This window comes from Candidatus Accumulibacter meliphilus (assembly GCF_036625345.1).
Classification (GTDB): Bacteria; Pseudomonadota; Gammaproteobacteria; order Burkholderiales; family Rhodocyclaceae; genus Accumulibacter; species Accumulibacter meliphilus.
Genome location: NZ_JAZKTZ010000002.1, coordinates 295,311 through 319,582, shown reverse-complemented (window position 1 = coordinate 319,582; position 24,272 = coordinate 295,311). Strand labels below are relative to the sequence as shown.

Below are 24,272 nucleotides of genomic sequence, written 5' to 3'. Positions count from 1 at the left end.
CGGGGGGGTTACGGCCACAGAGAGACAGTGGCGAAGTCTGCGACACGGCTTCCAGCACTTCGAGCGACGTCACTCTCGGGAGAAGGCTCCGATGCTACGCAACAAAACTGTCGCCCCAAAACACACTTAGAGCGCATCAATGATTCAGCTCGCGGACACTTCCATACGGCTGTGCCGCCGGAACGATGGGCGCGTATCCGTGCGTCTCGGAAGCTGCTTGACGGTCAAGACGAATGCCACGTTTCGCCTTGCTGCGCATCTCAAAACGATATCATGCAAACTCAAGCCCCCGTCTGGCGAATCGATCACGGGTGACGAACATGACCATGATGATGCTCTCGAGCTCCTCAGGGCGCGCACAGCACAAGACGAAGATCCACCGTGCCGCGGTCGGCGCCGGCCGTCAGCTTGAAGCCAAGATCCTGGGCCAGGTGCTGCATGCGCAGGTTTCCGTCCAGGGTTTCGCCGCGCAGTTCGCCGATGCCGCGGCTGCGCGCGTAGTTGATGAGGCTCTGCAATAGCAGGCGTCCGAGCCCCTTGCCCTTGCATCCCGAACTGACCACGATGGCAAAATCCGCGACGGCGTGGTCGGGATGGGACACGGCACGGACCTCTCCGAGCGAACGCTCGACACCGTCGCTGCTGCGCTCGATGGCTACCAGCGCCATCTCGCGATCGTAGTCAATCTGGGTGAAGCGAGCGAGCTGGGAGCGTGGCAGATTGCGCATCGCGGCAAAGAAGCGCATGCGTGCATCCTCTGCATCGAGCGAGCGAATGAGATCGCCGAGCGCGATCTCGTCCTCCGGGCGGATGGGGCGGATCAAGAGCTGCCGACCGTTCCAGTCGACTTGCTGTTCCAGTTCTTTCGGATAGGGGCGGATCGCAAAGCGTCGCAGGCCGCGCTTGCCGCGGCTTTTTGCGATGCGGATGCGGGTGTTCAAGGCAAGCACGCCGGAGGTCTCGACATGTAGCGGATCGAGTTCGACGCCAAGCACCTCGTCGATATCGCTGAGCAGTTGTGACAAGCGGACCAGCGCCGTGCGCAGCGCTGCTTCCAGCGCGGCACGCTCGTCATCGCCAAGCTCCTCGGCAAAACGGCTGCGCGCAAGCAGGTCCTGGGCCAGGGTCGGGTTGAGCGGCGGCAGGGCGACGACGAAAGCGCCTTCACCGGATCTCTTTGCGCCGGCGGGACCGAGGAAAATCACCGGACCGAACACCGGATCGTCGGCAACGCCGAGACGCAGGGCAGGGGCGCCACTGCGTGCGGCGCTGGGTCGCAAGAGATAGTTGCTGACGCGGTGCCCCGGGTGCTGAGTCTTGGCAAGGCGGCGCAGGTGGCGGACAGCCGCATGGATGTCGGCCGGCGAGCGCAGTCCAGAGGCGAGCGCTGCAAAGGGCAGGGCGTTGGCCAGCACCAGGCCGAGATCGACCGGATAGCCGATATCGTCAGCGCTGCGGATCGCCGCATCGATGTTGCGCGCCAGCTGATACTCGGCAGAGTCGATGCCGTAGGCGTGCAACAGGCGGCGCGCCTGGACAGGCGTCAGCGTCTCCATGCCGGCCGCGATCGCTTCAGCGACCACTGTACGGGCGGCAGTGATGTCGGGGGAGAAGCCATCCGTCTGCGACGGCGGCATCTGCATCAGCAAGCGGCGATTGCGCTGGTAATCGACGATGCCCAGAAAAACGGCGATCGCCTTGCCCGGTGAGTCGTGGCTCAAGACCCCGTGCGCCGCCGCGATGCGCTGCGCCTCGAGCATTGCCGTACCGCCGACCCAGCAGGTGAACACGTTGCGCCCGCTGTCCTCGATCACTTTACACAGGGCCGTGGCGATCGCCGTGCTTTGCGCAAACGGCGACGGCGAACAGACGGTGAGCACGCTGTCGGTGTCGCGGTCGTCGAGTACTGCAGCCAGCGCCGCCGCCCAGTTTTCCGCGGAAATGTTCGCCGGCAAGGCGAGCGGATTGCTCGCCGTCAAGCGCATCTGCAGGCGTTCGCCGAGGCGCTTCAGGGTGTCCTTGGAAAGTGTTGCCAGCTGGCCGCCGGAAGCCAGCAGCGTGTCAGCGGCAATCCGCCCGAGACCGTGACCGTTGGCCAGAATGGTCAGCCGTTCGACGCGCAGCGAACGCACCCGCGCCATCGCCTCGGCCGCTTCGAACAAGTCTCCCAGAGTGTCGATGCGGACCCAGCCGGCGCGGCGCAGGGCCGCCTCGTAGACCGCGCTGGCGGTAAACGGCTCGCTTGCCGGGTGCCGGCTCGCCATTCGTCCGCTGCGTAAGTAGACGACCGGCTTATTGCGCGCTGCCGCGCGCGCTGCGGACATGAATTTTCGTCCGCCGGTGATGGCATCGAACTGCACCAGGATCGATCCGGTATCCGGATCTGCCGCCAGCCAGTCGAGAGCGTCGGCGAGATCGATATCGATGCTGGCACCCAGGTGCAACACCAATGAGAAGCCGATGCCCTTGCTGTCGGCGCGATCAAGAACGGCGGCGGTAATTGAAGCCGACTGGGTGAGCAGGGCGATCTTTCCGGGCCGGGCGACGATCGGGGCGACGCTGGCGTTGAGACCCTTCGGTGGCACGACGAGACCGCCGCTCCCCGGTCCGAGGACGCGTATCAGGTACGGTTGCGCCGCCTCGAGAATGGCCTTGTGAGCCGCCACGATCTGGCGGCTGTTCATCCTGTCGCGCAGCGACATGCCAACGATCACCGCCCGCGTGCCGCGTGCCCCGAGTTGGCCGATGATTTGCGGCACGTGATCCGGCGCTGCGCAGACGACCGCCAGATCAGGCACCACATCCAGCCCGTCAAGACGCACATGGGTGCCGATCGCGAAGCGCCAGGCTTTCCTGGCGGTGACGGAAATGAGCGGCCCGGAAAATCCACCGGCGCCGAGATTGCGCAGCACCACCTCGGCGTAGCGGCTCGGCTCGTCGGGTTCGGCAACAACGGCCACCGACTGGGGACGAAAGAGAAATTCCAGATTCCGGATAGTCATTGGACAGGTGCTGTGTTCATTGACAGAAATTGCTTTGCTGGCCGCCGGATGACGGCGCTCGGCAGCCGGCCATCAACCGACAAGCAGCCGACAATCAGCGCGGCCGTTCTTGCAAATAGGCTGCCAGCGCAGGTTTCAGCTGGCCCGGCTTGAGCAACTCCTCGGTGAGCGCCAGCGCTTTCTTCACATCGTCCAGCGACATCTGGTTGGCCAGCACCTGACGGTTCTGCGCCGCCTGGGTCTTGCCCTTGCCGGCATAGGCTACCGAGACGTTGTACAGCGCCATGGCCAGGATCTTGTCCTGCGGCACGCCCTTGCCGCCCTGGTAGAGCACGCCGAGGTTGCTCAGCGCATCGATGTCACCAGACTCGGCGGCCGGACGATACCAGCGCGCTGCCTCGGGATAGTTCACCGCCATGCCGACGCCGTGCTCGTACATCGCGCCGAGGTTGTACTGGGCATCGGTGTTGCCCTGTTGCGCGGCTTTCAGGTACCAGGCTGCCGCCAGTTTCAGGTCTTTCGTCACTCCGTAGCCGTTTTCATAGAGTACGCCCATGGCGTATTCGCCACGCGCATCGCCGCTTTCAGCCAGCGGGCGGGTTTCCTGCAGCGCCTTGGCGTAATCGCCCGCAGCGAAAGCCGCGGCGGCTTCGTCGAAGCCGGCCTGTGCTGGCGGCACGGTCAGTGCCAGACTCGAACAGAGCAGCAGGCGCACGGCAGTCTCGCACGCTGCGCGAAGCACGGAGCCGTCAATCGTTTTCATGGCTGTCTTGTCTTGATGTGGCATGTGCCATTTCATTTATGAGGTTCCAAAAAAGCGCGGGGCGTTCGATCAGGAAACACCCCGCGTATTTCAGACAGTTCGTCAAATTGAGTCGACACGGCGCGCGCGCCGTGTCGACGAACGGCGCTCAGTCGGCGACGGCCTTGGTCTTCATCGCCGTTTCCAACTTCTTGATGTCTTCCGGCGACAATTGCGGCCGGTCGATCTTGATCGTCAGTTTGTTGAACTTGGCGGTCAGCGGGAAGGGCGGTTTGTAGTCGGCGTCGTTGATGCCGGTAATGGTGTCCGAACCGATGTCGAAGCTCTCGTCCCACTGCAGGATGATGGGGAGCGTCTTCTCCATCCTCTTCGTCGCGACCACCTTGCCGTCCACCTTGAGCGTACCGGTGCCACCCTTGCCGATGCCGGAGAAGTTGTTGTACGCCATGGTGCCAACGCCGAGGCCATCATACTTGAAGTCGAACACCAGCGTATGCTCGCCGGGCGTCAGCGCCTCCGGCGCCTCCCACTTGATTCGCTCGAGATCGAGCAGATTCCAGCAAAACACCGGCTTGCCCTTGAGCAGGTAGAAGCCCCAGCCCGCGAAACGTCCGCCGGAAGTCGCGATCATGCCCTCCGCGCCGCTTTCCGGTACGGTAATGTCCGCCGTCAAGCTGTAGGAGGTGTCGAGCAGGTAGGGCGCGTCGCCCTGCGGCAGGCCGGTCATCGGCCGCGTGTAGACCAACTCGCTGAGACCGGCGGTGAGGCTCGGACGTGGCGCTGCGACCCTGGCGCCCACCGACGCATCCAGCGGGAAGACCTGATACTTCTTCGCTTCCTCGACGAACAGCTTGCGCATCTCGCTGACCTTCTCCGGATGCTGCGCGGCGATATCTTCGGACTGGTTGAAGTTCTTGGTCAGATCGTAGAGCTGGAACACCTGGTTGTTGAGCGGATCCTCGTTGGCAGCACTGAATGCGTCCCACGGGGCACGGTCGACCTTGGTGCTCAGGAGCCAGCCTTCGCTGTAAAGAGCCCACTGGCCCATCATCTCGAAGTACTGGATCTTGTGGCGGGACGGCTCCTTGGCGTTGGCGGCATCGAAAGTGTAGGCAAAGCTGGTGCCCTCGATCGGCTTCTGCTTGATGCCGTCCACGGTTTCGGGCGCGGCGATGCCGGTGACTTCCAGCAGCGTGGGGACCACATCGATGACGTGCATGAACTGCTCGCGCAGGCCGCCCTTGTCCTTGATGCGCGCCGGCCACGAGATGACCATGTTCTGGTTGATGCCGCCGAGCCGGGAGGCGTTCTGCTTGAACCAGTCGAAGGGCGTGTCAAATGCCCAGGACCAGCCCGCCGACATGTGGTTGTAGGCGAATTCGGTTCCCCATGCTTCGTAGAACTTCATCTGCACGTCCACGGGCGGACGAACGCCGTTGAAAAATGCGACTTCGCTGAACGTGCCTTCCGGCCCGCCCTCGGCGCTGGTGCCGTTGTCGCCGTTCTGATAGATGATCAGGGTGTTGTCGAGCTTGCCCAAATCCTCGAACCCCTTGATCACCCGGCCGATCTCGTGGTCGTTGTAGGCCACGTAGGCGGCGAACACCTCAACCTGCCGGATGTAGAGCTTCTTTGCTTCCGGCGTGAGCTTGTCCCACGGCGTAAGCAGGTCGTTGGGCCAGGGCGTCAACTCTTCGTCCTGCGGAATCACACCGAGCTTCTTCTGGTTCGCAAAAATGCGCTCGCGCACCTTCTCGTAACCGTCATCGAAGAGATGCATGGCGTGGATCTTGTCCACCCACTCTCGGGTCGGGTGATGTGGCGCGTGTGAGGCGCCGGGCACATACCAGATAAAGATCGGCTGCCTGGGATCGGTCTGGTGAATCCGATACATCCAGTCAAGGGCGTCGTCGGCCATTGCGGTGATCAGGTTCCATGAGGGCTCCTTGCCGGTGACCGGCCAGATCTCCGCTTTTGGATCCGATCGATCCATCTTCAAGGTGCCCTCATGGCCAATCCACGGGTAGATCTGCGTGGTGTTGCGGAAGAGGTTCGGTCCCCACTGGTTGGCGTCGCCGCCAACGAAACCGTAGAAGTAGTCGAAGCCCATGCCCGTCGGCCACTGGGTGAAGGGTCCGACCTGGCTGGCCTGGTAGGTCGGCGTGTTGTGATCCTTGCCGAACCAGCTCGTCGCATAGCCGTTGTCGCGCAGGATGCGGCCGATCGTAGCGTTGTCCACGCCGATGACGCTATCGTAGCCGGGGAAGCCGGTGGCCTGCTCGGCAATGACGCCGAAGCCGACCGAGTGGTGGTTGCGCCCGGTGATCATCGCGGCCCGTGTCGGCGAGCACAGCGCGGTGGAGAACATTCGGTTGTAGCGCAGCCCGCTGGCCGCGATGCGGTCCATGGTCGGTGTCGGGATGACGCCGCCGAAAGTGCTCGGCACGGCGAATCCGGCGTCGTCGGTCATGATCAGCAGGACATTGGGCGCGCCTTTGGGCGGCACCACACGCGGTGGCCACCAGGGTTTGGACTGCAGGGCGTCGTCCTTGATGACACCGCCGAAGGCCGGTTCTGGCGCCGGCAGTTGCTTGCCGCTGAGGGTGGTGGTGGCACTGGGTGAGCCGAGCGTGCCGGTGACCTGCTGGGCTAGGGCGGCGCCACTTATGGTAGCCAGGCTCACCACGCAGGCGAATATCCGGGCCACGCGTTGAGTTTTGTCCACGTTTTTCTCCGTCAAAAAAGGAGTATGCATATTAGCTTACCTGGCCAATGAAGGCGAGTGGCCCGGCATTGTCGCCTACGTGAGTTTCTTGCAAAACTCCCCACGGGAACTGCTGGGCCGCGGGATTCGCTCTCTGGGAGCGATTTTTGTCGCGAGGGAAGTTGCCGTGGCCGAGCGGCTAACCTGATGGCATTATTTGTCTCATTGGGGGCGACGACCGCCCTGCATCATCGGATGCACAGCGGTCGGAGAGGAACAACGGGTGGTCATTCTCGTAATCGCATCAACTGGTCGGCGGTCAGCGCCAGGATACCGAACATCAAGTGCGCCATCACCTTGGCGTCGCCCTTGACCATGATGGTGTTGCCGCCGAATTCGTCCTTGAGCCGCGCGTTGCTGCGCTCGGCGACGGTACGTTCGTTGTAACGAATGGCCTCGGCCGGTGCGAATTCGATCTTCTCGCCGCGACGCGGATTGTGATCGATCAGCGGAACGTGGCCGAGACTCCGGCAGTGCTCACGCAATTCGGTGCTGCAATAGGCCGCATCCATGACATCGTAGAGGTTGGTCACCCGCTCGGCACTGATCAGTGATAGCGGAATGGCGGCACGGCTGTCGTGCATCGAGGCGCTTGAGAGCAGCGCCGCGATGGGCACGCCACAGTCGGCGGTGTCGAGATGCAGCTTATAGCCGTTCCAGCTGACCTTGTAGCCTTGGGCGTTGCACTTCGTGCCGCGATCACACGCCGTCGGAATCTCATCGAGCATTTGCGCCAACGTCTGCCCGCGTTGGCGCTGGATCGGCGACTCCTTCGCGGGTGGTCGTGTCTCGCCGCGCCGGGGGCGGCCACGTTTCTTCGCCGCTGGTGGCGTTTCTGGCACTGGCGCACTCGCTTCGGAAGGGCTCTCTTCCTTCGGGAGCACCGAGGGCTGTGCCGCTGGGACCTCTTCGGCCACGGCCGCCTCGCGCCGGGACGGATGTTCGCGTGCTTCAATGGCCGTACCGTCGCGGCTGATATGTCCGATCAGTTCATCCCCGAGATGGGCCTTGACGAGGGCTTCATGCACCCGCTGGCCCAAATCCGCTTGAGAAAACTCGTCGAAGGCGCGCGAGAAGGTGGCTTCAGAAGGCAGTTTCTTGCACAGAGGAAAGCCACAGATACGTCGCAGCGCACGGTCTATCGTCAGGCGCTCAATCAGCCCTACCGTGGTATTGAGCCCCAACACCGACTTAGCCACAAAAGCGTTCGCCAGCCACGCCCGCTCTACCGGCGGACGCCCCACGCCACACCAGTTCGATCCCGTGAATTCCTCAATGCGCACCCATTCCAGGATGTGCACGACCTTCTCCAACTTCGGTGTCAGCGGACCTTCAGCCCTCAACTCGGGCAGCAGTTCGTGCTGAATCACGTTCCAGCGTTGCATGATCAGTTCGCGTTGGGTAGTATCCATTTTGCGGGCGTTATGATGTTGGTCTTGAGAAACCCATCATGCCAGAAATGGCCGCCTGCGTCCTCCGCTTTCGCCCCCAGCGACGAAAAAATCAGCCCTGCAGTGTCAGTTTTGCAAGAGGCTCAACCTTCATCAAGCGGCGGCAATCTGGCATTTGGGCCCGGGACCCCTGAAAAGTCATGCGAACCCCGCCCCGCTCAGTACCTGTGGTCATCCGCCTGGCAGGTCCGGCTGGGCGGATGACCACAGGCGCGAGTCCTCTCACGACGACGGGCAATGGCAGCTCGTCTTACTTTGGCTTCAAGCTTTGCGCTTGTGTGCCTTTACGTTCCCAGCACCTGCCGTGCGATGCGCTGATCGAATTCGTACTTCGACACCGGATGGGGCTGCGATTCGGGCTCGTCCATGGCGGCATCGAGCATCTCCCAGAGCGGGGGCGTTCGGGTGGGCATCAGGCGCAGCGGCGATGTCGCTCGCCCAGATGGGGAAAGCGCGTTTTCCTGAAGAGTGAATGTCCGCAGAGGGAGATGAACCGGTCATCCGATGTTCGTCAGGTTCAATGGCCGCAATGGGTGTGCGCCGTGAAAAGGCGGCGTTTTCCAGTGGGTGAGAGCCCCACCCGGCGAAATGCTCCAGCCGGAAGTAACCGGAGCAGTCATGGAGGTAACGAAATGGCTGAAGCCTTCGGATAGCGGGCCACAAATTCTGGTGGCAGCACGAGTGTGCAGGCCGTAACGTGAGTGAACGCTGAGTAAGCCTCGAAAAGGACGATGCACAGGCCGACCCGACGACCCTTTCGGGGAAGGCTGATACGACGGAGTGGGTGAGCAAGGCAGGACCGTCCGTCGCTGTGCCGGGGTAGTGGCGACAGCATGTACACAAGGAAAGCGCACGCAACACGGGAAGCCCCTCGGCGTGCTCAGGGATGAGCAACCGGAAACTCGTGAGAGATGTTCCGGGCGTCGTGGGGTGGCGGAGAGGCCCGTAGTACCGGGGAAGCCGGGTAATGCCGGTGGAGGGAAGGGGCCTTAGTTCAAGACAAACGCAAGACGTAGTGAGGACGTGGAGATTGGGTAACCTATCAACTCCGATGAGTGTTCAGAAGCTGCAAATGGCGTTACACGCGAAAGCGAAGTCAGAAGCTGGCTACCGCTTCTACGCCCTGTACGACAAGATCCACCGCGAAGATATTCTGGCGCATGCCTATGCCCAGTGCCGCTCCAACAAGGGCGCGCCGGGTGTAGATCGTCAGGACTTTGCCGACATCGAAGCGTATGGGGTGCCGCAGTGGCTGGGTGAACTGGCGCTTGCGCTCAGAGAAGAGAATTACCGACCGGACTCGATCCGGAGAGTGTTCATCCCGAAAGCCAATGGCAAACTTCGGCCCCTGGGTATTTCGACCCTGCGGGATCGGGTGTGCATGACGGCAGCGATGCTCGTGCTCGAACCGATCTTTGAAGCCGACTTTCCCCTGGAGCAGTATGCCTACCGGCCGGGCCGCAATGCCCAGCAGGCGGCGATCGAGGTGGAAGAACGCCTGCACCGAGGCCAAACGGACGTCGTAGACGCCGACCTCGCGGACTACTTCGGCAGCATTCCACACCCCGAACTGATGTTGTCGCTTGCGCGGCGCATCGTGGATCGGCGTGTGCTGCATCTGATCAAGATGTGGCTGGAATGTGCTGTTGAGGAAACGGACCGTCGAGGTAGGAAGACGCGCACGACCGAAGCCAAGGATGGCCGGCGTGGCATCCCGCAAGGCTCTCCCATCTCACCACTGCTGTCGAATCTGTACATGCGGCGGTTTGTGCTGGCGTGGAAGAAACTGGGGTTGGAGCAAAGTCTAGGCAGTCGAATCGTCACCTATGCGGATGACCTCGTGATCCTGTGCAAACATGGCAAGGCCGATGAAGCCTTGCAGCGAATGCGCGAGATTATGGGCAAGCTGAAGCTGACGGTGAATGAGGAGAAGACACGTATCTGCAGGGTTCCGGAAGGCACGTTTGACTTTCTGGGTTACTCGTTTGGAAGGCGATACTCGCCGCGCACAGGGAAGCCTCAAATCGCCTTGTGGCCGGCGAAGAAAAGTATCAAGCGCATGGTCGAAAAGGTCCATGAACTAACCGACCTGAAGACGGGGTGGCAAGAAACCACGGAGTTGGTGGGCAAGTTGAACCGCACATTGGGCGGCTGGGCAAACTACTTCAGTGTAGGGAACGTCAGCCGAGCCTATCGTGCGCTCGACAGCTACACGGCAACGCGGTTGCGTCGGTGGTTGCGCAACAAGTACAAACTCAGGCGAAGTAAGGGCGGGACGTATCCACTCTCGCATCTTTACGGGTACTTTGGTCTCGTACGCCTAGAAGCACGTGGGCGCAGCGTGGCGTGGGTGAAGGCGTGATGTCTTGTCCGAGAGCCGGATGCGGGAAATCTGTCCGCGCCGGGGCGAAAGCGGCGTCCACGAGCCGACATAAAACTGGTGCGAGCAAGGCGCGGGCTCTGGGGCTGGGATGTTTGGTTTGAGTGCGCAAAGAGAGGGCCGACCCGCCGATGGGAAGGCGGTCGGTACAGGCTGGTCGAGGACGGGTTGAGAATCAGGCGTCGTGCTGCTCGCGCATGCGGTAAGAGGAACCTTCGATGACCAGCGTCTCGGCATGATGCAGCAGGCGGTCGAGCAAAGCGGCGGTGAGGGTGCTGTCGTTGTTGAAGATCTCCGGCCATTGTTTGTACGCTTTGTTCGACGTAATGATTGTCGAACCGCGCTCATAGCGCTGGCTGATCACCTGAAACAGGCCATCGGCGCCAAACTTGTCGATTGGCAGATAGCCCAATTCATCGACACAGAGGACGGCGGGTTTGAGCAGTCTGGCCATCTCGCGTTTGACCCCGCCGGTGGCCTGGGCGGCGGCGAGCGCATTGACGATATCGACGGCGGTGGTGAACAGCGTCGTCAGGCCCTGCAGGCAGGCCGCATGAGCGAGAGCAATGGCCAGATGAGTCTTGCCGACACCGACCGCACCGAGGAGGATCACGTTGCCATGGGGAGGCACGAAGTCGAGGCGAAACAGATGCTGGATTTGCGCGCGATTGATCTTCTTCGGCCATGACCAGTCGAAGCCGTCGAGCGTCTTGATGCCGGGCAAGCGCGCGGCCTGGATGCGGCGGGCAATCAGCGCCTCATCGCGGCGAGCGACCTCGCCGGCCACCAGGCCTTCGAGAAAGCGACCATGAGACCACGACTCACGGGCCGCCTGAGTCATCAAGTCCGGCGCGTGCTGGACGAAATACGGCAGCTGCAAACGACCCAGATGCTTCGCCAGAACCGCCTCAGTCATGGTCATGATCGCCTCCTGAATTGTCTTGCGGATGGTTTCCTGTGGGGATGTCCGGATAAGCGGACAAGTCCGCCGGTGGCAGTTCAATCTCCAGCAGATCCTGCCGGCGGATAAGATGTAGCGGGCTCGGTTCGGGCAATTGGCGGCGACGTGCGTCAATCAGATGGGCGATGTATTCGCTGCTGAAGGCCTCGAAGGCCAGGGCATCGGTCATCGCCCGCACGACGGCGTCGTCGCCATGAATCTCGACCAGCGCCACGATCTTGCGCACATGCGCCATCGCATTCCCGCGGCGATCGAGCAAGCCCGCGTGATACTTCTCTGCCAAAGGCGTCAGACCCAGAAAGCGCTTGAGCAGCAGCGCATCGCGCGCATGCCGACGTTGAGCGATCAAGGCCTTCGGATGATCGGGGTCCTCAATGTCCTGATGGCGCTCGAACGAACGACCATGGCGGGCGACCAATTCGCCGTCGTGATAGATACAGACGCGATCCGGATAGACCTTCATCGTCACCGGTCGGCCCGCCAGGCGGGCGGGGACCGAATAGCGATTGCTCTCGAGCGTGACCCGGAACTGTCGGTTGGCACGCACGCTCAGGACGCGGCCGACATCGAACAGGCGGGGATTGACCGGCTGCAGATGAGTGCGCTCCTCGACCCAGAGATCTTCCGGCCGGCGCTGCGTTTCGCGATGCTGGCGGACGTTGGCCACCGTCTCCAGCCACAGCCTGACGGCAGCGTTGAGCGCGCTGAAGTTGGGCAGCTCCAGGCCGGCCAGGAAATTGGTTTTCACATAAGCGACACCCCTTTCCGCGCGTCCCTTCTCATTTCCTTTTCTCGGCGCACAAGCGACGATTTCGAAGCCGTAATGGCGGGCGAAATCGAGATAGCGGGGATTGAACTGCACCGGTTCGCCACGCACATGACGCAAGACCGCACTGCGCAGATTATCGACCATGACCTTGCGCGACACCCCCAGGGCAGCAAAGGCGTTGATGTGTGCCGCCAGAAACTGCTCCATCGTTTGCGAGAGCGTGAACTCGACGTACATCTTCCGGCTCCAGGCGAGCACCATGACGAAGAAGGAAAGACGGCGCTGGGTGTTGCCCACGCTGATCGTGCCGTATTCTCCCCAGTCGACCTGGGCCGCTTCGCCGGGGGCGAAGGCCAGGGTCAGGAAGGCCTCGCGTCGGGGTGGACGTATCTTGTGGACATAGTCCTTGACGATGCTGATGCCGCCATCGTAGCCAGCATCCCGCAGCCGTTGAAACACCTGCTGGGCGGTAAGCGGGTGCGCATCGAGCCAACCGACGATGCGCCCCTTGTAGGGATCGAGCTTGCTGGCCCGCGGGACGGGCGCCCGTGGCGCATACGGGCGGTCGATCCAGTGGCGGACGGTCTTGACGTCCAGGCCCAGGCTGGCGGCGAGTTGTGGGGCCGTCAGATGACTGGCCACCCCCTCGCGAATGGCGCACCACGTCGCGTAGTCGATCATGACCGGCCCTCCAGAACAGCGCGCAGCCGCGCCAGACGGGTGTCGACCGGCACGCACTCGGGCACGCTCAGGACCTGGTACAACGGTGCGTCGTAGGCGATCAGGTCGAGGACGATCAAATCCCGGCGGGCGCGGGCCAGCCGAGCGCTATCCATCTGCAGACGTCGGCAAAGGCTGGCCTCGCTGTAGTAGGAAAGACCGCAGGCGTCGGCGACGGTGACGAGAAACAGGTACAGCGCCCAGGCGCAGACGTCAGCCTTCTCGATGTAGTGTTCCCGCACCAGTCGATGATCGAGCCAGCTGAAGTGCGCGGGCACCTGCCGCTGACGTTCCGGATTCACTAGCCGCTTCGTCGGACTGTTCATACGAGCCTCCTCGAATGTCCTGTCCCAGTTGTAGCAGCCGGTTCAGGGCCGAGGCGATGTCATCTTGTAACGTACTGCCCCAGATATGGGCGATTAAGCCAATAAGAACAGTGGGTTGAGCGTTCAAGAAATCTTGTAACGGTGGTGCCAGTTCGATCTCGGAAGCGTTACAAGATTTCTTCACTGGCCGCGCGGCCTCGGTTGGCAGGGGCACCGAGATGTCGGGCTCGAACAGCAAGGTTTCTTGTATCGCGGACTCGGCAAGCGGCGCACGCTTGCGGCGGCTGTATCCCGGGTGCTCCTGTCGCCAGGCCGTCACCCGCGCCACGGCTTCCGCTCCGCGGTGATAGTCGGCGTTCTTGGCGAGCCATTTGGCTTGGCTGGCCCGCTTGCTCGCCGCCTTGCACGCCGCCGCCCCGCAATAACACTGATGCCGCGCGTTACGCCTGTCCGGCACAAACGCCTGACCGCAATTCACGCAGGGGTCCTGCCTCTCTCTGCCCATCTCGCGTCCCCTCCTGCCTCATCACAGGACGGGCTACTACACGATCTGGAAAGAAAACCAAAGAAGACCCAAACAGCGAAGAAAAACCAGGTCTAGATCAAGCCCTCGAAGAACATCAAGAAACCCAAGAAAATCCAGTTTCACGTCCGCCGGTGGCGACCAGTTTCAGGTTGGCCGCGACAAAATCTGCATGTCCGGTTCGATGAGGGGGATGTGGAAACGGGGTTATGGCACGGTTACTTGGGCACCGCCAGACGAAAGGGGCGGCCAACAGACAAACCAAACCTACTACTACCGCGCCACATTCCTACTCTACCGATTGCCGTCACCAAACCACGAAAGCTCAGTGGCCGCTCCCAAACCACAAGCGGCCAGCCAGACCAGTTACTGCTGAGGCCGAGCGCCAAAGGCCGGATCTGACTGAGAGCAGTCGTTCAGATTCTTCAAGCCACTGGCAGCAATCGACCCATTCCGGTCATTGGCATTCGGGAACATCGGATGACCGCACCTGAGCACCCTGCGGACGTTCGCTTGAGCAGCCAACGATCATCCCATCTGAGGAAAGCGACCTCGCCGCTACGCCTGATGGCCTGTGCGCTTCCGCTCTTGGAGATGCAGGGCGTTACCCTGGGCGGGGCAGGGTTCGTCTCAGGGCTTCCGCACTCGGATGTCATTGCGAAGTGAAGCCCAGTATTCTCATCCGAACGTCGTCCTTCCATGCGGCGCACTCGCGCTTCAGGCGCAGGCTGGTCTTGGTCTTGTCGGCGGTATCCAAGCGAATCAGGCTGAGGACGATTTTCTTCAGGAGAGAGAGATTCTGTGGGGCGCTGTCCTTGCGTATGGTGCTGGCATCCTCGCCAAAGCTGACAGCGAGAACCCAGTGAAGTCGGTGGCAAGTAGGCCGGAGGAGTTGCACCCCCGGCCTCTCACAGAACGGTGCGTGAACCTCTCGATTCACACCGCTCCCATCAAGCAAACGCACCGACCATTCCTTGCTGCCAATGCAAGAAGATATACGGCTGCTTCTCGGAAAGCTATTCGAGAAACCTGCTCGCCCGTATCTTGTGGCCCTTCAGCCGTCTGTACTTCCTCATCGCCCAAGCCACCAACGTTTTGTTGAAGTGCCTGAAGACGGGGCACATGGCCGACCGATAGAATCTTCCGTAATACGCGAGGCAACCCCTCAGAATCGGATTGTGTAGTCGGGAAATGTCAGCCAGGCTCAGTTCCGTCCGATTTCGGTAGCCCAGTTTGCGTGTTGTTGCCCGCATCACCGCCAGCGCCTGGTTGCTGACCGCCGGGTCAATACCCTGGTGGACCTTGTCGGCCGTGTCATGAGATCAGCCGAAATCCGCCTGTCCCGTTGGCCGTTCATGCATTGACTCGGGGACCATCGCGCTGCCTCTTACCTCCCCCGACAAGGCCATCAACTGACTTTGCCCGCCAAGTCAACCCTGACTGGGCGTGGGCCCACCTCGCCTCTCGTTTCGCCGGGTTCTCACCACGATGCCGGCTGTCAGGAGTCCGACCACCATGAGCGCCGAGCTCGCCGGTTCCGGGACAGCTAAAATGCTGGCTGCGGGAGCTAGGTCCGCGATGAATTGCTGGCTGCCGAGCGCCGATCTTGACCACGCGATGTAGGTGTACTCGGCAGGCGCAAAGCCGGTGGTGGGGAGGGCCGACCAAGGGATTTCGGCGCTGACCGTATTTCCCGAGATGCTATGGGTGAACAGCAGCGTGACTACTGGCGGGCTCATTGCAGACGCGAATGTCACCACCCTGCCTGTGCCGTCGAAATCGAATCGCACGACCGTGTCGAGCAGGATCGTCGAGTCGCCGACCGCCGGCGGACCCGAAGTCACGAGTCGGTCGGTTCCGCTGCCGCGATTTACTCCAAATAGATAGTAGGGCGTCGCGGTCGAGCTGCTGACCGCGCCGTTCAGGGTCAACGACAACTGCACGTGGTCCGGCGTATAGTTCACAAGACCGGAGACGATGTCGAGGTAACTGTTCTGCGGGCCGGTGTAATCAGGCACGAGAAAGTCCCCGACCGGGTCCGTAAAGACAGTCGCCAAGACCGCCGTCGGTGCCGATATCACAACAGCCAATGCCGCAGCTGCGGCGGCGCGCCGGGATATCCGGCAGCACTTGGCATGGCCTTGCATAAACCGCCAGAGTGGGTCTGAAAGCTTCATGGTCGATCTCCAAGCAAATGGGGATGTGCCGCCTTGCCGAGGCGGGGACGGTTGACGCAGAATTGATGACTTGCTCAAACTTGAGCAAGTCATCCAGCACCCTTTTGGAAGCATATATTGTTCCAGATGTAATTTGTTAAAAACAAACATAGAGTTATGAAGATATGCTTTTCCGAATAGCTCCGGAGTGTAAAGTTTATCGACACTAAGGAACCTCTGAACAACCCAGGATTCCAGCAGCGGACTGTCAGTCCTGCACTCGCGCACCACTTCGTTGGTGAACCATGTCAAACGACCGCTTCACTCATCAAGCTGCAGTCGAACTACTCGACGTCGAATGACAGCAAACGGTCGGTTGCCGACCGACGCTATTCTGCGCCCACCGGCTGCTTAGCACCGAGTAGCGGCCGGTCAGGCGAAGAAAGTCACCTGCGTAGCCGAATGACCGCTTTCGGCTGATCGCTGCAGGCCAACGTTGGCTTTTGAGAAAAGTCGCGACCGTTTCTTCCTGGCCGACAGAGGACCTCCGTCGGCTCCTTGACGGCGCTCCTACCAAAAGCAAGCGCTCAAACTCAAGCATGCCGAAACGCGCAGCTATCGGTAGTCCTCACCGTCAATCCTTTCTACCGCGGCGTTGTGGATTAGTCTGATCACGCCTTCGGCGATCTGCCCACAGATCTCTTCGGGCAGGTTCAGTTCCTGACGCAGTCGATTCATGGCGCCGAAGTGGCTCGTCAGCGCATGATCCATCTGGTCGAGATCGATGGATGCCACCCCGGGGATCACCTCGATCGTGTCGCACAGGCAGCTTTCCAGCATCTGGATTGAGTCGTCGGCCTGGGAGAGGAAGAAAAACCAGTAGGGCCACTCCTGGTCAAGGTGCTTCAAGTACGCTCGCACCTCTGGAATCTCAAAAAGCTCGCGCGGGTGGTCGTTGTAACCATCGATTACCAGACTGACGCGACCGCAAAACTCACGAGCAGCATTTCGGTCAGCGGTCAGGCCGCGCAGACACGCCAAGGGTTCATCAACGTCGCAGGTTTCCACCTGCCGGCGCGAGAACATCAAGACGACGGGTTCTGAAATGGCAGGTCGCAAACGCTGGTTCATACTTTGCGATCCCAAATGAACCACCAGCGCCTTCGTCGTCGGTGCAATGTTGTAGTGCGGCGCGAAGTCAACTCGTGAGCAAGGTCGAACTGCTCCCGAATGCTGGAGGTCGGACCGTAGAGGGCATACCGACCGCACATCTCAATGGACCTTCGGAACGTCTTCGCACAGACGACGCCACAGGGCTTCGATGTTCACCAGAGACACATCATCGGCGTCTTGCGTCCCCGCCGATTCCAGCAGTTCACGGTTTTCCGAATGGAGACCAAGGTTGTTGCGAATCCAGGCGCCAAACCGAAGTGCAACCCGATGAGATCGGGTTCCGACAGGGCAGCAATTTTTGCCTTCTCGTCGTCCGGCAGGGTGGCGATCACTACGCCGACCGCTTCGTCAATCGTCGCTGGCCACTGCTTTTGAGTCATCGGCGTTGGGCCTTCCGCCAATCCCACGGCGGGATCGGTGAAGCGTCCGCCCAAAGTCCGGCGCGCTTTGCGCGGGCCTCTTGTTCCGCGAAGTCATACCGCCCCGCATCCTCGGCCGACTGATCCTTCGCTTATTTCTCGTACCACCAGGCGAGCCCCGTTGTGATCTGCGCAAGGCCTGCGTCCAGCGTTTTGGGGCAGGTCGGGCAGTCTGGGGGTGCGACCATCACCTTGCCTACGATACGGCGGTATCGGTCGCGTTTGTCCCACTGGACATCGACCTCTTTGCCGAACACGAGCGCCGACATGCTTTGCTTGGACCGCTGCCCGTATGGCTGGGCTTTTTCTGGGGCATCCACCCCACCCACCCTGATCTTGTGCTGCTGATGGTCAGCGTCGAGAACGGTGACGGTATCGCCGTCGGCCACGCCCACCACCGTGCCAACCAGGGTTTCCGCGCGGGCAGCGATGCTTGCCAGCAGTAGAAACGCGAATGTCAGATGTCCAGCCTGCATTGTTCTTTCTTTTCCTTCCTTGCCGTCATCTCTTCGAGAACCGGGTCATTGAGATTCCATTCATGAAGCCACCCGCACTGCGAGACACTTCTTCCTTGGCCCGCCCACCGGCCCGAATAAAAAAAGCCAACACTCAGTGCTCAAGCGCCAGGTCCACCAGTGCACCCAAATTCCGCGATCGCGTATGTGGTGGCCCAGCGACGGCGGATCGAGAGGCTCCGGAGACGTCCGAACGAGCGCGCAGGAAGGCGCGAAGCCACGGCGAACGCCCTCGGGTGTCGTCAGGCGGGCTGGCGAGATCCCTCTGGCATAATCGCGGCCGCTCGGGACGAACGGGACCGCCCGTGCCTCACCGCAGGGGTTTCGTTACCGCCGTGGAGGAAGCGAGGAACTACGGGCTGGGATTCGCCGTAGCGCAGGCGAAGCTGCGGGCGCGGATACGCTGGAACAGGTCGAGGTTCTCGCTGGCGATCTTCAATACCCAGGCGCCGGCATGCCGCACGAGCTTGCCCGGCAGGTGAAACAGGCGCCAGCGTACGGTGGCGACTTGATGGCGCTGCCAACCCTCGCCGAGAGCGGAATGCTTGAAAAGGACGAAGAGATTGTGCGCGATGACGCCGATGCGGAAGAAGGCGGCATTGGCGGCAAACTGCCCACAGGGCATGCGCTCCATGCCAAAGCCAATCTTCAGTTCCTTAATGCCGTTCTCGGACACCTCGCCGCGCTGCCGATACCAGATCAGGGTGTCGGCCGCCGATTCGACCCGGTTGCTGGCAATCACATGGTACTTTGGCGCATCGTCGAACAGTTCGGCCTGGCGCGGGTACTTCACGACAATCAGTCGGAAGGCTTTCTTCGTCTCGCCCATGCTGTGTACGGTCTCGGCGACAGCGCAGTCGGCATACGTTTTCCACGAGGTTTCGGGAATCTCGGCAATGGCCTGCAGGGTGGGTGCGTCCAACCGTCCGCCGATGGCGAAGGTCTTGCCGGTGTCTTCACAGAAATTGAAGATGTCGGCTTGGTAACCGGCGGAGTCGAGACGAACCTGGGCAATGCGGTGTCCCTTCGGCAAGCGCGTTTCGCACGCCTGGATGAATTCGAGGTTCTGCGTCGCCGGGGCGATGTTGCCTTCCCGAAACTCGTCGTAGATCACGACACCCGCTTCGGCCAGGTGACCGATCATCGGCATATAGCCCTGTTCACCTTTGTACGTGAAGTGTGCGGCTTCCTTCTCGGCCACGATCTGCGAGGCGTCTCCGTCCAGCGTGTGCGCCTTGATCCCGATCTGTCGAATGCGCGTCGCCACCGCTCGCCGGTTGATCCGATCCAGTCCGTCCAGTCCCGTGCCGATACCGGTCCGGCGCAACCAGTCCCCCACCGCGTCCGTGCTCGGCAAGACGTCCTGCTTGAGCACCTGGTTCAGCGCCGTGTCGTTCTTGAGCGTACGCAGGTCTTCCAGCGAACGTCCGCCACCTGTGAGCATCAGCACCAGTGGCGTGACAAAGGCATTCGCCGCATAGCCCCGCGCACTGCCTGGCTTGGGCATCTCGGTCAGCCAGCGCTTCAGACCCAGGCCTCCGATGAACTCGCCGAACAGCGCCAGACCGGCATTCGCCGTCAGCCGCTCCTCCGTCGCTTCCACCTTGAACGGAAGCACAGTCTGTGCCAGTTCCCTCATCTTCCTGCCCCCCTGGATCACCCAACCGGTGCTCGTTTCGACACCGATAGTTTACCGGAAAGCCTGCAAATACGGCCCCTCCAAGGGATCTATGCGGTTCGAATCGCGGAATCTGGGAGTGCACGCTTTTCGTTCTCCGTGGGTTTCGATTTGTACTCAGCGTGATACTGCCTTTCCGCCAAATACGGCCCAAAGTCGACGACCCGTTCGGCGGTGCCTGTCATCCCGAGACCGAACAGTTCTCCGGCCAGCATCAGCTTGCGCGATTGAAGGTCCGCGTCGAGCCGCCCTTCCGGGTCCAGCGGAAGCACCATGTAGTCGATGCGGACCACCTCCACGGGCTTGCGATCGGCGAGTTCCACATAGACCATCGCACAGCGAACGCGTTGGCCTGCATACTCAGGCATGGCTTCATTCGAGTCTCGATCGAAGAGGCGATCGAAGCGACGCAGGGGCACGCGAATGATGCGATCACCGTCAAGAAACATGACCCGAACGCCGATGCTCATACCGAACTCCCCCTCACCCGTGAGCGCTCAACGTTGCCGCCACGTGCCCAAAGGGAAGTGACCGTTGGACCACTAGCTGCTGTTGGGACGAAAAGTCCCCTCATCACCGCTGCCCCCGTTCAATTGCCTTACGGATTTCCGCGATCGGATAGCCGACGATCACCCGCCGACTGCCAGTAGCGTCAAGAGAAATGAACGCGCTATCTTCGATCTGGTAGTCCATGTTCCATTCGATCATGAACCGTTCCGTCGTCTCGATGATTCGATTGGGCAAGGGATCGCCATCCTCAGCAAGCTTAAGTGCCAAACCATCTTCCGTGTCGAGCAGCCATGCGTCGCCGCTTTGAGTCGAGAAGAAGACCAGCGAACCCAGGGTTACTACACGAGCGTCGCGCTGCAAGGCGAGACGCTGGATATACGAAACCTCACCGGTGACGCTGGCCTCCTGTGCAGACAGGTAGCGCGCTTTACTCTGGATGGGCCACTTGCGTGCTTTTTTGCTCATGCGCTTTTACCCTCGTGCCGCCCGGGCTTGTTTTCTACGTAGACCGTCTTGTGCCACCAGTCAGCCAGTTGTCCTCGGCGCTCCCGATGGGCGAAAATCTGAGAGGTGCTGCCGCTGCGAGACTTGTCCACTTCCGTTAGTACCCCCGCCCCAGCAAAATTTCGCGACAAGCGTCACGTGAATATTGACGGTCTTTTCTTCGTTTGTCATCAAGCCAGGTTCGGGCGTCCGCGCCGGGTTGCTGACCACCGCTTCGAGAGGTCGGCAACACGGGCCATCGCCGAGCAACGCCGTGTGCGCTCAGCGATGGCAAGGCCATTGTCGACCGTGCCCCAGCGGATCACCGCTCGCGTCACCGTGTGATTTGCCCGAGGACGCACTCGCTTCTTCCCGAGGTTTGGTCCGGCGATCAATCAAGCTGGCCGTGCCGTAGAGCGACGTGTCGATACCAGCATCCACGGCGGCCCGTTCACGCCGCCGATTCAGCCCTCGGCATTTTCCGGTCCACGACGACAGCCGTCCCCTGGTACGTGACGCGCGACACTCGCCATTGTGATCCGGCCTGGTCGTAGTGGGCATTGCTCTTGCGAAGTCCCACAATGGCATTGGCCCCCATGGCAATCCCCTGGCGTGCCAGGTCCAACAACGCTTGTTTCTCCGCCAGCCGGTACTCCCAGTCGGATGCCGCTTCGGCTTCGGACAGTGCCTCCACGTAGCCGATCGTTCTGACCGTCCGCTCGCCAGGAACGGCGTTCGTGGTGACCAGCAAGATCTCATTTCTGATGAGCTTGAGCTCGCGCTCCAGTTGATCGAGCTGGCGTTTCGTGTTGGTTTTCGATCGCCGATTCCAGCGGAACATGGCGATGACGACCAGCAGCAGCGCCAATAGCGGCAAAGTGCTGAAGATGGCGCTTGGTGGTGTTGCAGCAGCGATAGTCATGGCGGCCTCCAATTCGTTAGTGACCGATCCAGATTCTCACAGGTCCGTAAAACTGCAAGCGTCTGCCTGCATAACGCTAACACCCTCCCAAGCCTGCACGAATTCCCGATTTTCCTGCCGCTCAAAAGCGTCACCGCAGGGCGCATTTCCAAATCCTGACGCTTGCGGCGCCGATACAGTGGCGGCATGTCCATCCGTCTTTTCGATCTCCTGGGACGCTGGTTTCCACTGCTGCTTTGGGTCATCGCCGCCCATTTGGCGTTTGGTCGCGCCTATCTGCTCGCCTTGAACCTCACCGAAAGCCTTCCCGGCACGCTCTTCCTGGTCGAGAAAGACGTGATGCCAGCGCGCGGGGAGCTGATGGCCTTCCGGTGGGAGGACAACTGGCCCTATCCGCGCGGGAGCCTGTTCCTCAAACGCCTGATCGGCTTGCCCGGCTCGCTCGTCACCGCGACAGGCCGAGCCTTCTTTGTCGATGGCGAGCCGGTCGGTCGTGCCAAGGAGCACGCCACAACCGGCGAACCGCTTGACTATCGGCCCGGTCGGGATCATTCCCGACGGGCGCTACTACGTTGCCGGTTCGCATTCCGACAGCCTCGATTCGCGCTACCGGCTGACCGGCTGGGTGGCTCGGCAGCAGATCGTCGGGAAAGCGCATCGGGTCTTCTGACGTGCGACGCACCGGGCCTTGGGGAATCCTCCGCGACTCCGCCGTATGCGAGATCGCCCAACGCTTAAAGCGTCTGTGGATCGCCGTTCTCCATCAGGCGATCGAGGATGCGAAGGGCAACGCGCGATCGGTCGAGAAGTCGGCCAGCAGCGTCGCAGGACCGCAGCGGGACGCCCTGATCTGGATTTTTCACGACAGGTCCAGGGCAGGTAATTCGTTTTACGCGATCTGCGACCTTCTCGATCTCGACCCCGATCAGGCGCGCCAGCGTCTTCGCCGAGTACCTGCGATTCGTCGCGGCTTACAGCGAACCGGCCTGGATACGGGCCAAGGGGAGGGCTGACCGATGCTCGGCTTTTTCAGGAAAGCGATGCAGCCGGATAAACAAGGCCCACAACCGGGCGCAGGCCTTCCCTCGACCCGTCCAACGGAGCTGGCCAGGGAAGACGACGAGATTCCCCGCTACCCGCCGTTCATGAAGGGCCTGCCGGCAACCCACCCGGACAAACTCATCGAGACGCAGCGGGAGCTGATCGGCCAAATCCGCGAAGCCGGCCTCGCGTCGCCGGAGATCTTCGAGCAGTTCTATCGACAGTCGCTTTGCCGCTTTGCCTCCTATGCCCATCTCCTGCCGGCCAGCCAGACCCATCATCACCGAGGTGCCGGCGGACTCCTGCGTCACGCGGCCGAAGTCGCCCTGTGGTCGCTCCAGTCCGGGGATCGCGTGCTGCTGCCCGGCGAGCAGGCGCCGCGACGTCGACGCGAGCTCCAGCCGCGGTGGCATCTGGCCGTATTCCTCGCCGCCCTCTGTCACGACGTCGGCAAGCCGGTCACCGACCTGGTGGTCACCAGCCGGGATGGCGCGCAGGTCTGGAACCCCTTCGTCGAAGACCTCTACAGCTGGGCCGGCCGCCATCAGGTCGATCGCTACTTCCTGCACTGGCGTGAGAATCGTGGCAAGAAGCACCAGGCCATTTCCGCCTTGATTGCCGAGCGCATCATCAGTCCGCAGGGGCTGGCCTGGATCGCCGCGGGCGATACCGAGCTGGTGCTCTGGATGATGGAAACGATCAACGGCTCGCCCAGCGCCGAGAACCCGATTCACGATCTCGTCATTCGCGCGGATCAGGCCAGTGTCGAGCGCGACCTGCGCAGTCTTGGCGTCGCGTTCACCGGCTACGAGATCGGCCTGCCGGTCGAACGCTTTCTGGTGGACATCATGCGTCGGCTGGTCCGGGAGGGAACCTGGGGAGTCAATCAACCGGGCGCACGCCTCTGGCACATCGACGGGCATCTCTACCTGGTCTGGCCGGCCGCCGGCGAGGAAATCGCCGCCCTCATTCATCAGGAAAAGATCCCGGGCTTGCCGAGAACGCCGAACAGCCTTCTCGATATGCTTGTGGAACGGCAGTTGGCGAGTGTCCGCGAGGATCGTGCCGACGGCCATCGCTACTGGGTGATCGCCCCGGCGGTGCTGGCCGAGAAGATCCCGAACATCCGACTGACGGCGATCAGGCTTCGTGAGGTGGCGCTGCTCATCGAGCCCGCGCCACCCTCCGTGCCGGGCAGGCTTCTCGACCAGGACGAAACCGTAACCGAGCCGGCCGACCTACCGGCGCCGAAGTTGTCTCCCGCGCTGAAACCACGCGCTTCACCTGAACAGGGTCGGTTGCCAGAGACGCCTGCCCAGCCCGAGCCCCCGCCCAACCCGCCAGCGGCACCCACCGATCAGCTCGATGGTGCTGTGGGTGAAGCGCTGCAGGCGCTTGCCCGGGACATTCAGACCGGCAAGAAGTCTGCCGAGACCCTGATCCACATCGACCCCTCCGGCGTGTTGTGTCTGAAGTGGCCGGATGCACTCAGCGGCTGTGGTCTGGACAGCAAGGCGATTCTCGACGAGTTGTCGCACCGAAACTGGCTGGCGGTTGACCCGCTGTCGCCTTTTCGGAAGGTGACCGAGATCGAGGTCGAGCACGGCCAACCGTGGAAAGTGATTCGCCTGCAGCCGGCGATCAAGCAGCTCATGGCCATCGGAAAGCCTCAGCAAAACCCGCAACCGTAGCGCCTCCAGCTACCGTGTCGGTTCA

18 protein-coding genes and 3 pseudogenes are annotated in these 24,272 nt (G+C 61.7%); 3 read left to right on the top strand and 18 right to left on the bottom strand.

The window, feature by feature from the left end; translation table 11 throughout:
- Positions 1-347 precede the first annotated feature (347 nt).
- The 5 genes from V5B40_RS04945 to V5B40_RS04925 all read right to left on the bottom strand — a co-directional run bounded on the left by V5B40_RS04945 (position 348) and on the right by V5B40_RS04925 (position 8,393).
- A complete protein-coding gene (locus V5B40_RS04945; protein WP_332353485.1) occupies positions 348-3,002 on the bottom strand; it encodes a bifunctional acetate--CoA ligase family protein/GNAT family N-acetyltransferase in 2,655 nt (884 codons plus the stop codon).
- Between the two features lie 94 nt (positions 3,003-3,096).
- Positions 3,097-3,765, bottom strand: a complete 669-nt coding sequence (locus tag V5B40_RS04940; RefSeq protein WP_332353484.1) for a tetratricopeptide repeat protein — start codon at positions 3,763-3,765, stop codon at positions 3,097-3,099.
- Between the two features lie 148 nt (positions 3,766-3,913).
- A complete protein-coding gene (locus V5B40_RS04935; RefSeq protein ID WP_434735830.1) occupies positions 3,914-6,520 on the bottom strand; it encodes an arylsulfatase in 2,607 nt (868 codons plus the stop codon).
- Between the two features lie 236 nt (positions 6,521-6,756).
- Complete coding sequence (locus tag V5B40_RS04930) at positions 6,757-7,941, bottom strand: transposase (protein ID WP_332353483.1); 1,185 nt, start codon at positions 7,939-7,941, stop codon at positions 6,757-6,759.
- Between the two features lie 323 nt (positions 7,942-8,264).
- Positions 8,265-8,393: a hypothetical protein gene (locus tag V5B40_RS04925; protein WP_332353482.1), complete on the bottom strand. Its 129-nt coding sequence runs from the start codon at positions 8,391-8,393 to the stop codon at positions 8,265-8,267.
- Positions 8,394-9,052: 659 nt separating this feature from the next.
- On the opposite strand from V5B40_RS04925, the gene ltrA reads away from it, so the two are divergent.
- Entirely contained in the window at positions 9,053-10,342 is a 1,290-nt protein-coding gene (gene ltrA / locus V5B40_RS04920; protein WP_332353709.1) for a group II intron reverse transcriptase/maturase, read from the top strand.
- A gap of 193 nt (positions 10,343-10,535) precedes the next feature.
- Here ltrA and istB read toward each other — a convergent pair whose 3' ends face one another.
- The 13 genes and pseudogenes from istB to V5B40_RS04860 form a co-directional block, all read right to left on the bottom strand.
- Complete coding sequence (gene istB, locus V5B40_RS04915; protein ID WP_332353481.1) at positions 10,536-11,282, bottom strand: IS21-like element helper ATPase IstB; 747 nt, start codon at positions 11,280-11,282, stop codon at positions 10,536-10,538.
- Complete coding sequence (gene istA / locus V5B40_RS04910; RefSeq protein WP_332353480.1) at positions 11,269-12,771, bottom strand: IS21 family transposase; 1,503 nt, start codon at positions 12,769-12,771, stop codon at positions 11,269-11,271. The genes istB and istA overlap by 14 nt, the downstream gene beginning before the upstream one ends.
- Positions 12,768-13,136, bottom strand: coding sequence for a hypothetical protein (locus tag V5B40_RS04905; protein WP_332353479.1), 369 nt, complete (start codon positions 13,134-13,136; stop codon positions 12,768-12,770). Before V5B40_RS04905 ends, istA begins: the two co-directional genes overlap by 4 nt.
- 1,175 nt (positions 13,137-14,311) lie before the next feature.
- A pseudogene (locus V5B40_RS04900) lies at positions 14,312-14,533 on the bottom strand (ISAs1 family transposase); the annotation flags it as partial.
- Positions 14,534-14,675: 142 nt separating this feature from the next.
- A complete protein-coding gene (locus V5B40_RS25145) occupies positions 14,676-14,912 on the bottom strand; it encodes a group II intron maturase-specific domain-containing protein (RefSeq protein WP_434735829.1) in 237 nt (78 codons plus the stop codon).
- 177 nt (positions 14,913-15,089) lie between these two features.
- Complete coding sequence (locus tag V5B40_RS04895; RefSeq protein WP_332353478.1) at positions 15,090-15,836, bottom strand: PEP-CTERM sorting domain-containing protein; 747 nt, start codon at positions 15,834-15,836, stop codon at positions 15,090-15,092.
- Positions 15,837-16,430: 594 nt separating this feature from the next.
- Positions 16,431-16,946 (bottom strand): hypothetical protein, encoded by a 516-nt coding sequence (locus V5B40_RS04890; RefSeq protein ID WP_332353477.1) that lies wholly within the window; start codon positions 16,944-16,946, stop codon positions 16,431-16,433.
- Between the two features lie 141 nt (positions 16,947-17,087).
- Positions 17,088-17,368: pseudogene (locus tag V5B40_RS04885) on the bottom strand (DUF6794 domain-containing protein).
- A gap of 131 nt (positions 17,369-17,499) precedes the next feature.
- Positions 17,500-17,883 (bottom strand): thermonuclease family protein, encoded by a 384-nt coding sequence (locus V5B40_RS04880; protein ID WP_332353475.1) that lies wholly within the window; start codon positions 17,881-17,883, stop codon positions 17,500-17,502.
- A gap of 391 nt (positions 17,884-18,274) precedes the next feature.
- On the bottom strand, positions 18,275-19,561 hold the full coding sequence (locus V5B40_RS04875; RefSeq protein WP_332353474.1) for an IS1380 family transposase: 1,287 nt from the start codon (positions 19,559-19,561) through the stop codon (positions 18,275-18,277).
- An 89-nt stretch (positions 19,562-19,650) separates the two neighbouring features.
- Positions 19,651-20,070: a hypothetical protein gene (locus V5B40_RS04870; protein WP_332353473.1), complete on the bottom strand. Its 420-nt coding sequence runs from the start codon at positions 20,068-20,070 to the stop codon at positions 19,651-19,653.
- A 103-nt stretch (positions 20,071-20,173) separates the two neighbouring features.
- The gene (locus V5B40_RS04865) at positions 20,174-20,575 is read right to left on the bottom strand and encodes a hypothetical protein (RefSeq protein WP_332353472.1); all 402 of its coding nucleotides are present in this window, start codon (positions 20,573-20,575) and stop codon (positions 20,174-20,176) included.
- 469 nt (positions 20,576-21,044) lie between these two features.
- A complete protein-coding gene (locus V5B40_RS04860) occupies positions 21,045-21,527 on the bottom strand; it encodes a heavy metal-binding domain-containing protein (protein ID WP_332353471.1) in 483 nt (160 codons plus the stop codon).
- Positions 21,528-21,701: 174 nt separating this feature from the next.
- Here V5B40_RS04860 and V5B40_RS04855 point away from each other — a divergent pair.
- Positions 21,702-22,185 (top strand): annotated as a pseudogene (locus tag V5B40_RS04855) (S26 family signal peptidase).
- Between the two features lie 370 nt (positions 22,186-22,555).
- Complete coding sequence (gene mobH, locus V5B40_RS04850) at positions 22,556-24,247, top strand: MobH family relaxase (RefSeq protein WP_332353470.1); 1,692 nt, start codon at positions 22,556-22,558, stop codon at positions 24,245-24,247.
- Positions 24,248-24,272 lie beyond the last annotated feature (25 nt).

Excerpts from the sequence above, each read along its gene's own strand:
- V5B40_RS04925 (WP_332353482.1), bottom strand. The coding sequence starts at position 8,393 with ATGCCCACCCGAACGCCCCCGCTCTGGGAGATGCTCGATGCCGCCATG.
- V5B40_RS04890 (WP_332353477.1), bottom strand. The coding sequence starts at position 16,946 with ATGAACCAGCGTTTGCGACCTGCCATTTCAGAACCCGTCGTCTTGATG.
- istA (WP_332353480.1), bottom strand. The coding sequence starts at position 12,771 with ATGATCGACTACGCGACGTGGTGCGCCATTCGCGAGGGGGTGGCCAGT.
- istB (WP_332353481.1), bottom strand. The coding sequence starts at position 11,282 with ATGACCATGACTGAGGCGGTTCTGGCGAAGCATCTGGGTCGTTTGCAG.
- V5B40_RS04945 (WP_332353485.1), bottom strand. The coding sequence starts at position 3,002 with ATGACTATCCGGAATCTGGAATTTCTCTTTCGTCCCCAGTCGGTGGCC.
- V5B40_RS04935 (WP_434735830.1), bottom strand. The coding sequence starts at position 6,520 with ATGCATACTCCTTTTTTGACGGAGAAAAACGTGGACAAAACTCAACGC.
- V5B40_RS04930 (WP_332353483.1), bottom strand. The coding sequence starts at position 7,941 with ATGGATACTACCCAACGCGAACTGATCATGCAACGCTGGAACGTGATT.
- mobH (WP_332353470.1), top strand. The coding sequence starts at position 22,556 with ATGCAGCCGGATAAACAAGGCCCACAACCGGGCGCAGGCCTTCCCTCG.
- V5B40_RS04905 (WP_332353479.1), bottom strand. The coding sequence starts at position 13,136 with ATGAACAGTCCGACGAAGCGGCTAGTGAATCCGGAACGTCAGCGGCAG.
- ltrA (WP_332353709.1), top strand. The coding sequence starts at position 9,053 with ATGGCGTTACACGCGAAAGCGAAGTCAGAAGCTGGCTACCGCTTCTAC.
- V5B40_RS04895 (WP_332353478.1), bottom strand. The coding sequence starts at position 15,836 with ATGAAGCTTTCAGACCCACTCTGGCGGTTTATGCAAGGCCATGCCAAG.
- V5B40_RS04865 (WP_332353472.1), bottom strand. The coding sequence starts at position 20,575 with ATGAGCAAAAAAGCACGCAAGTGGCCCATCCAGAGTAAAGCGCGCTAC.
- V5B40_RS04940 (WP_332353484.1), bottom strand. The coding sequence starts at position 3,765 with ATGAAAACGATTGACGGCTCCGTGCTTCGCGCAGCGTGCGAGACTGCC.
- V5B40_RS04880 (WP_332353475.1), bottom strand. The coding sequence starts at position 17,883 with ATGCAGGCTGGACATCTGACATTCGCGTTTCTACTGCTGGCAAGCATC.
- V5B40_RS04870 (WP_332353473.1), bottom strand. The coding sequence starts at position 20,070 with ATGAGCATCGGCGTTCGGGTCATGTTTCTTGACGGTGATCGCATCATT.
- V5B40_RS25145 (WP_434735829.1), bottom strand. The coding sequence starts at position 14,912 with ATGCGGGCAACAACACGCAAACTGGGCTACCGAAATCGGACGGAACTG.
- V5B40_RS04875 (WP_332353474.1), bottom strand. The coding sequence starts at position 19,561 with ATGAGGGAACTGGCACAGACTGTGCTTCCGTTCAAGGTGGAAGCGACG.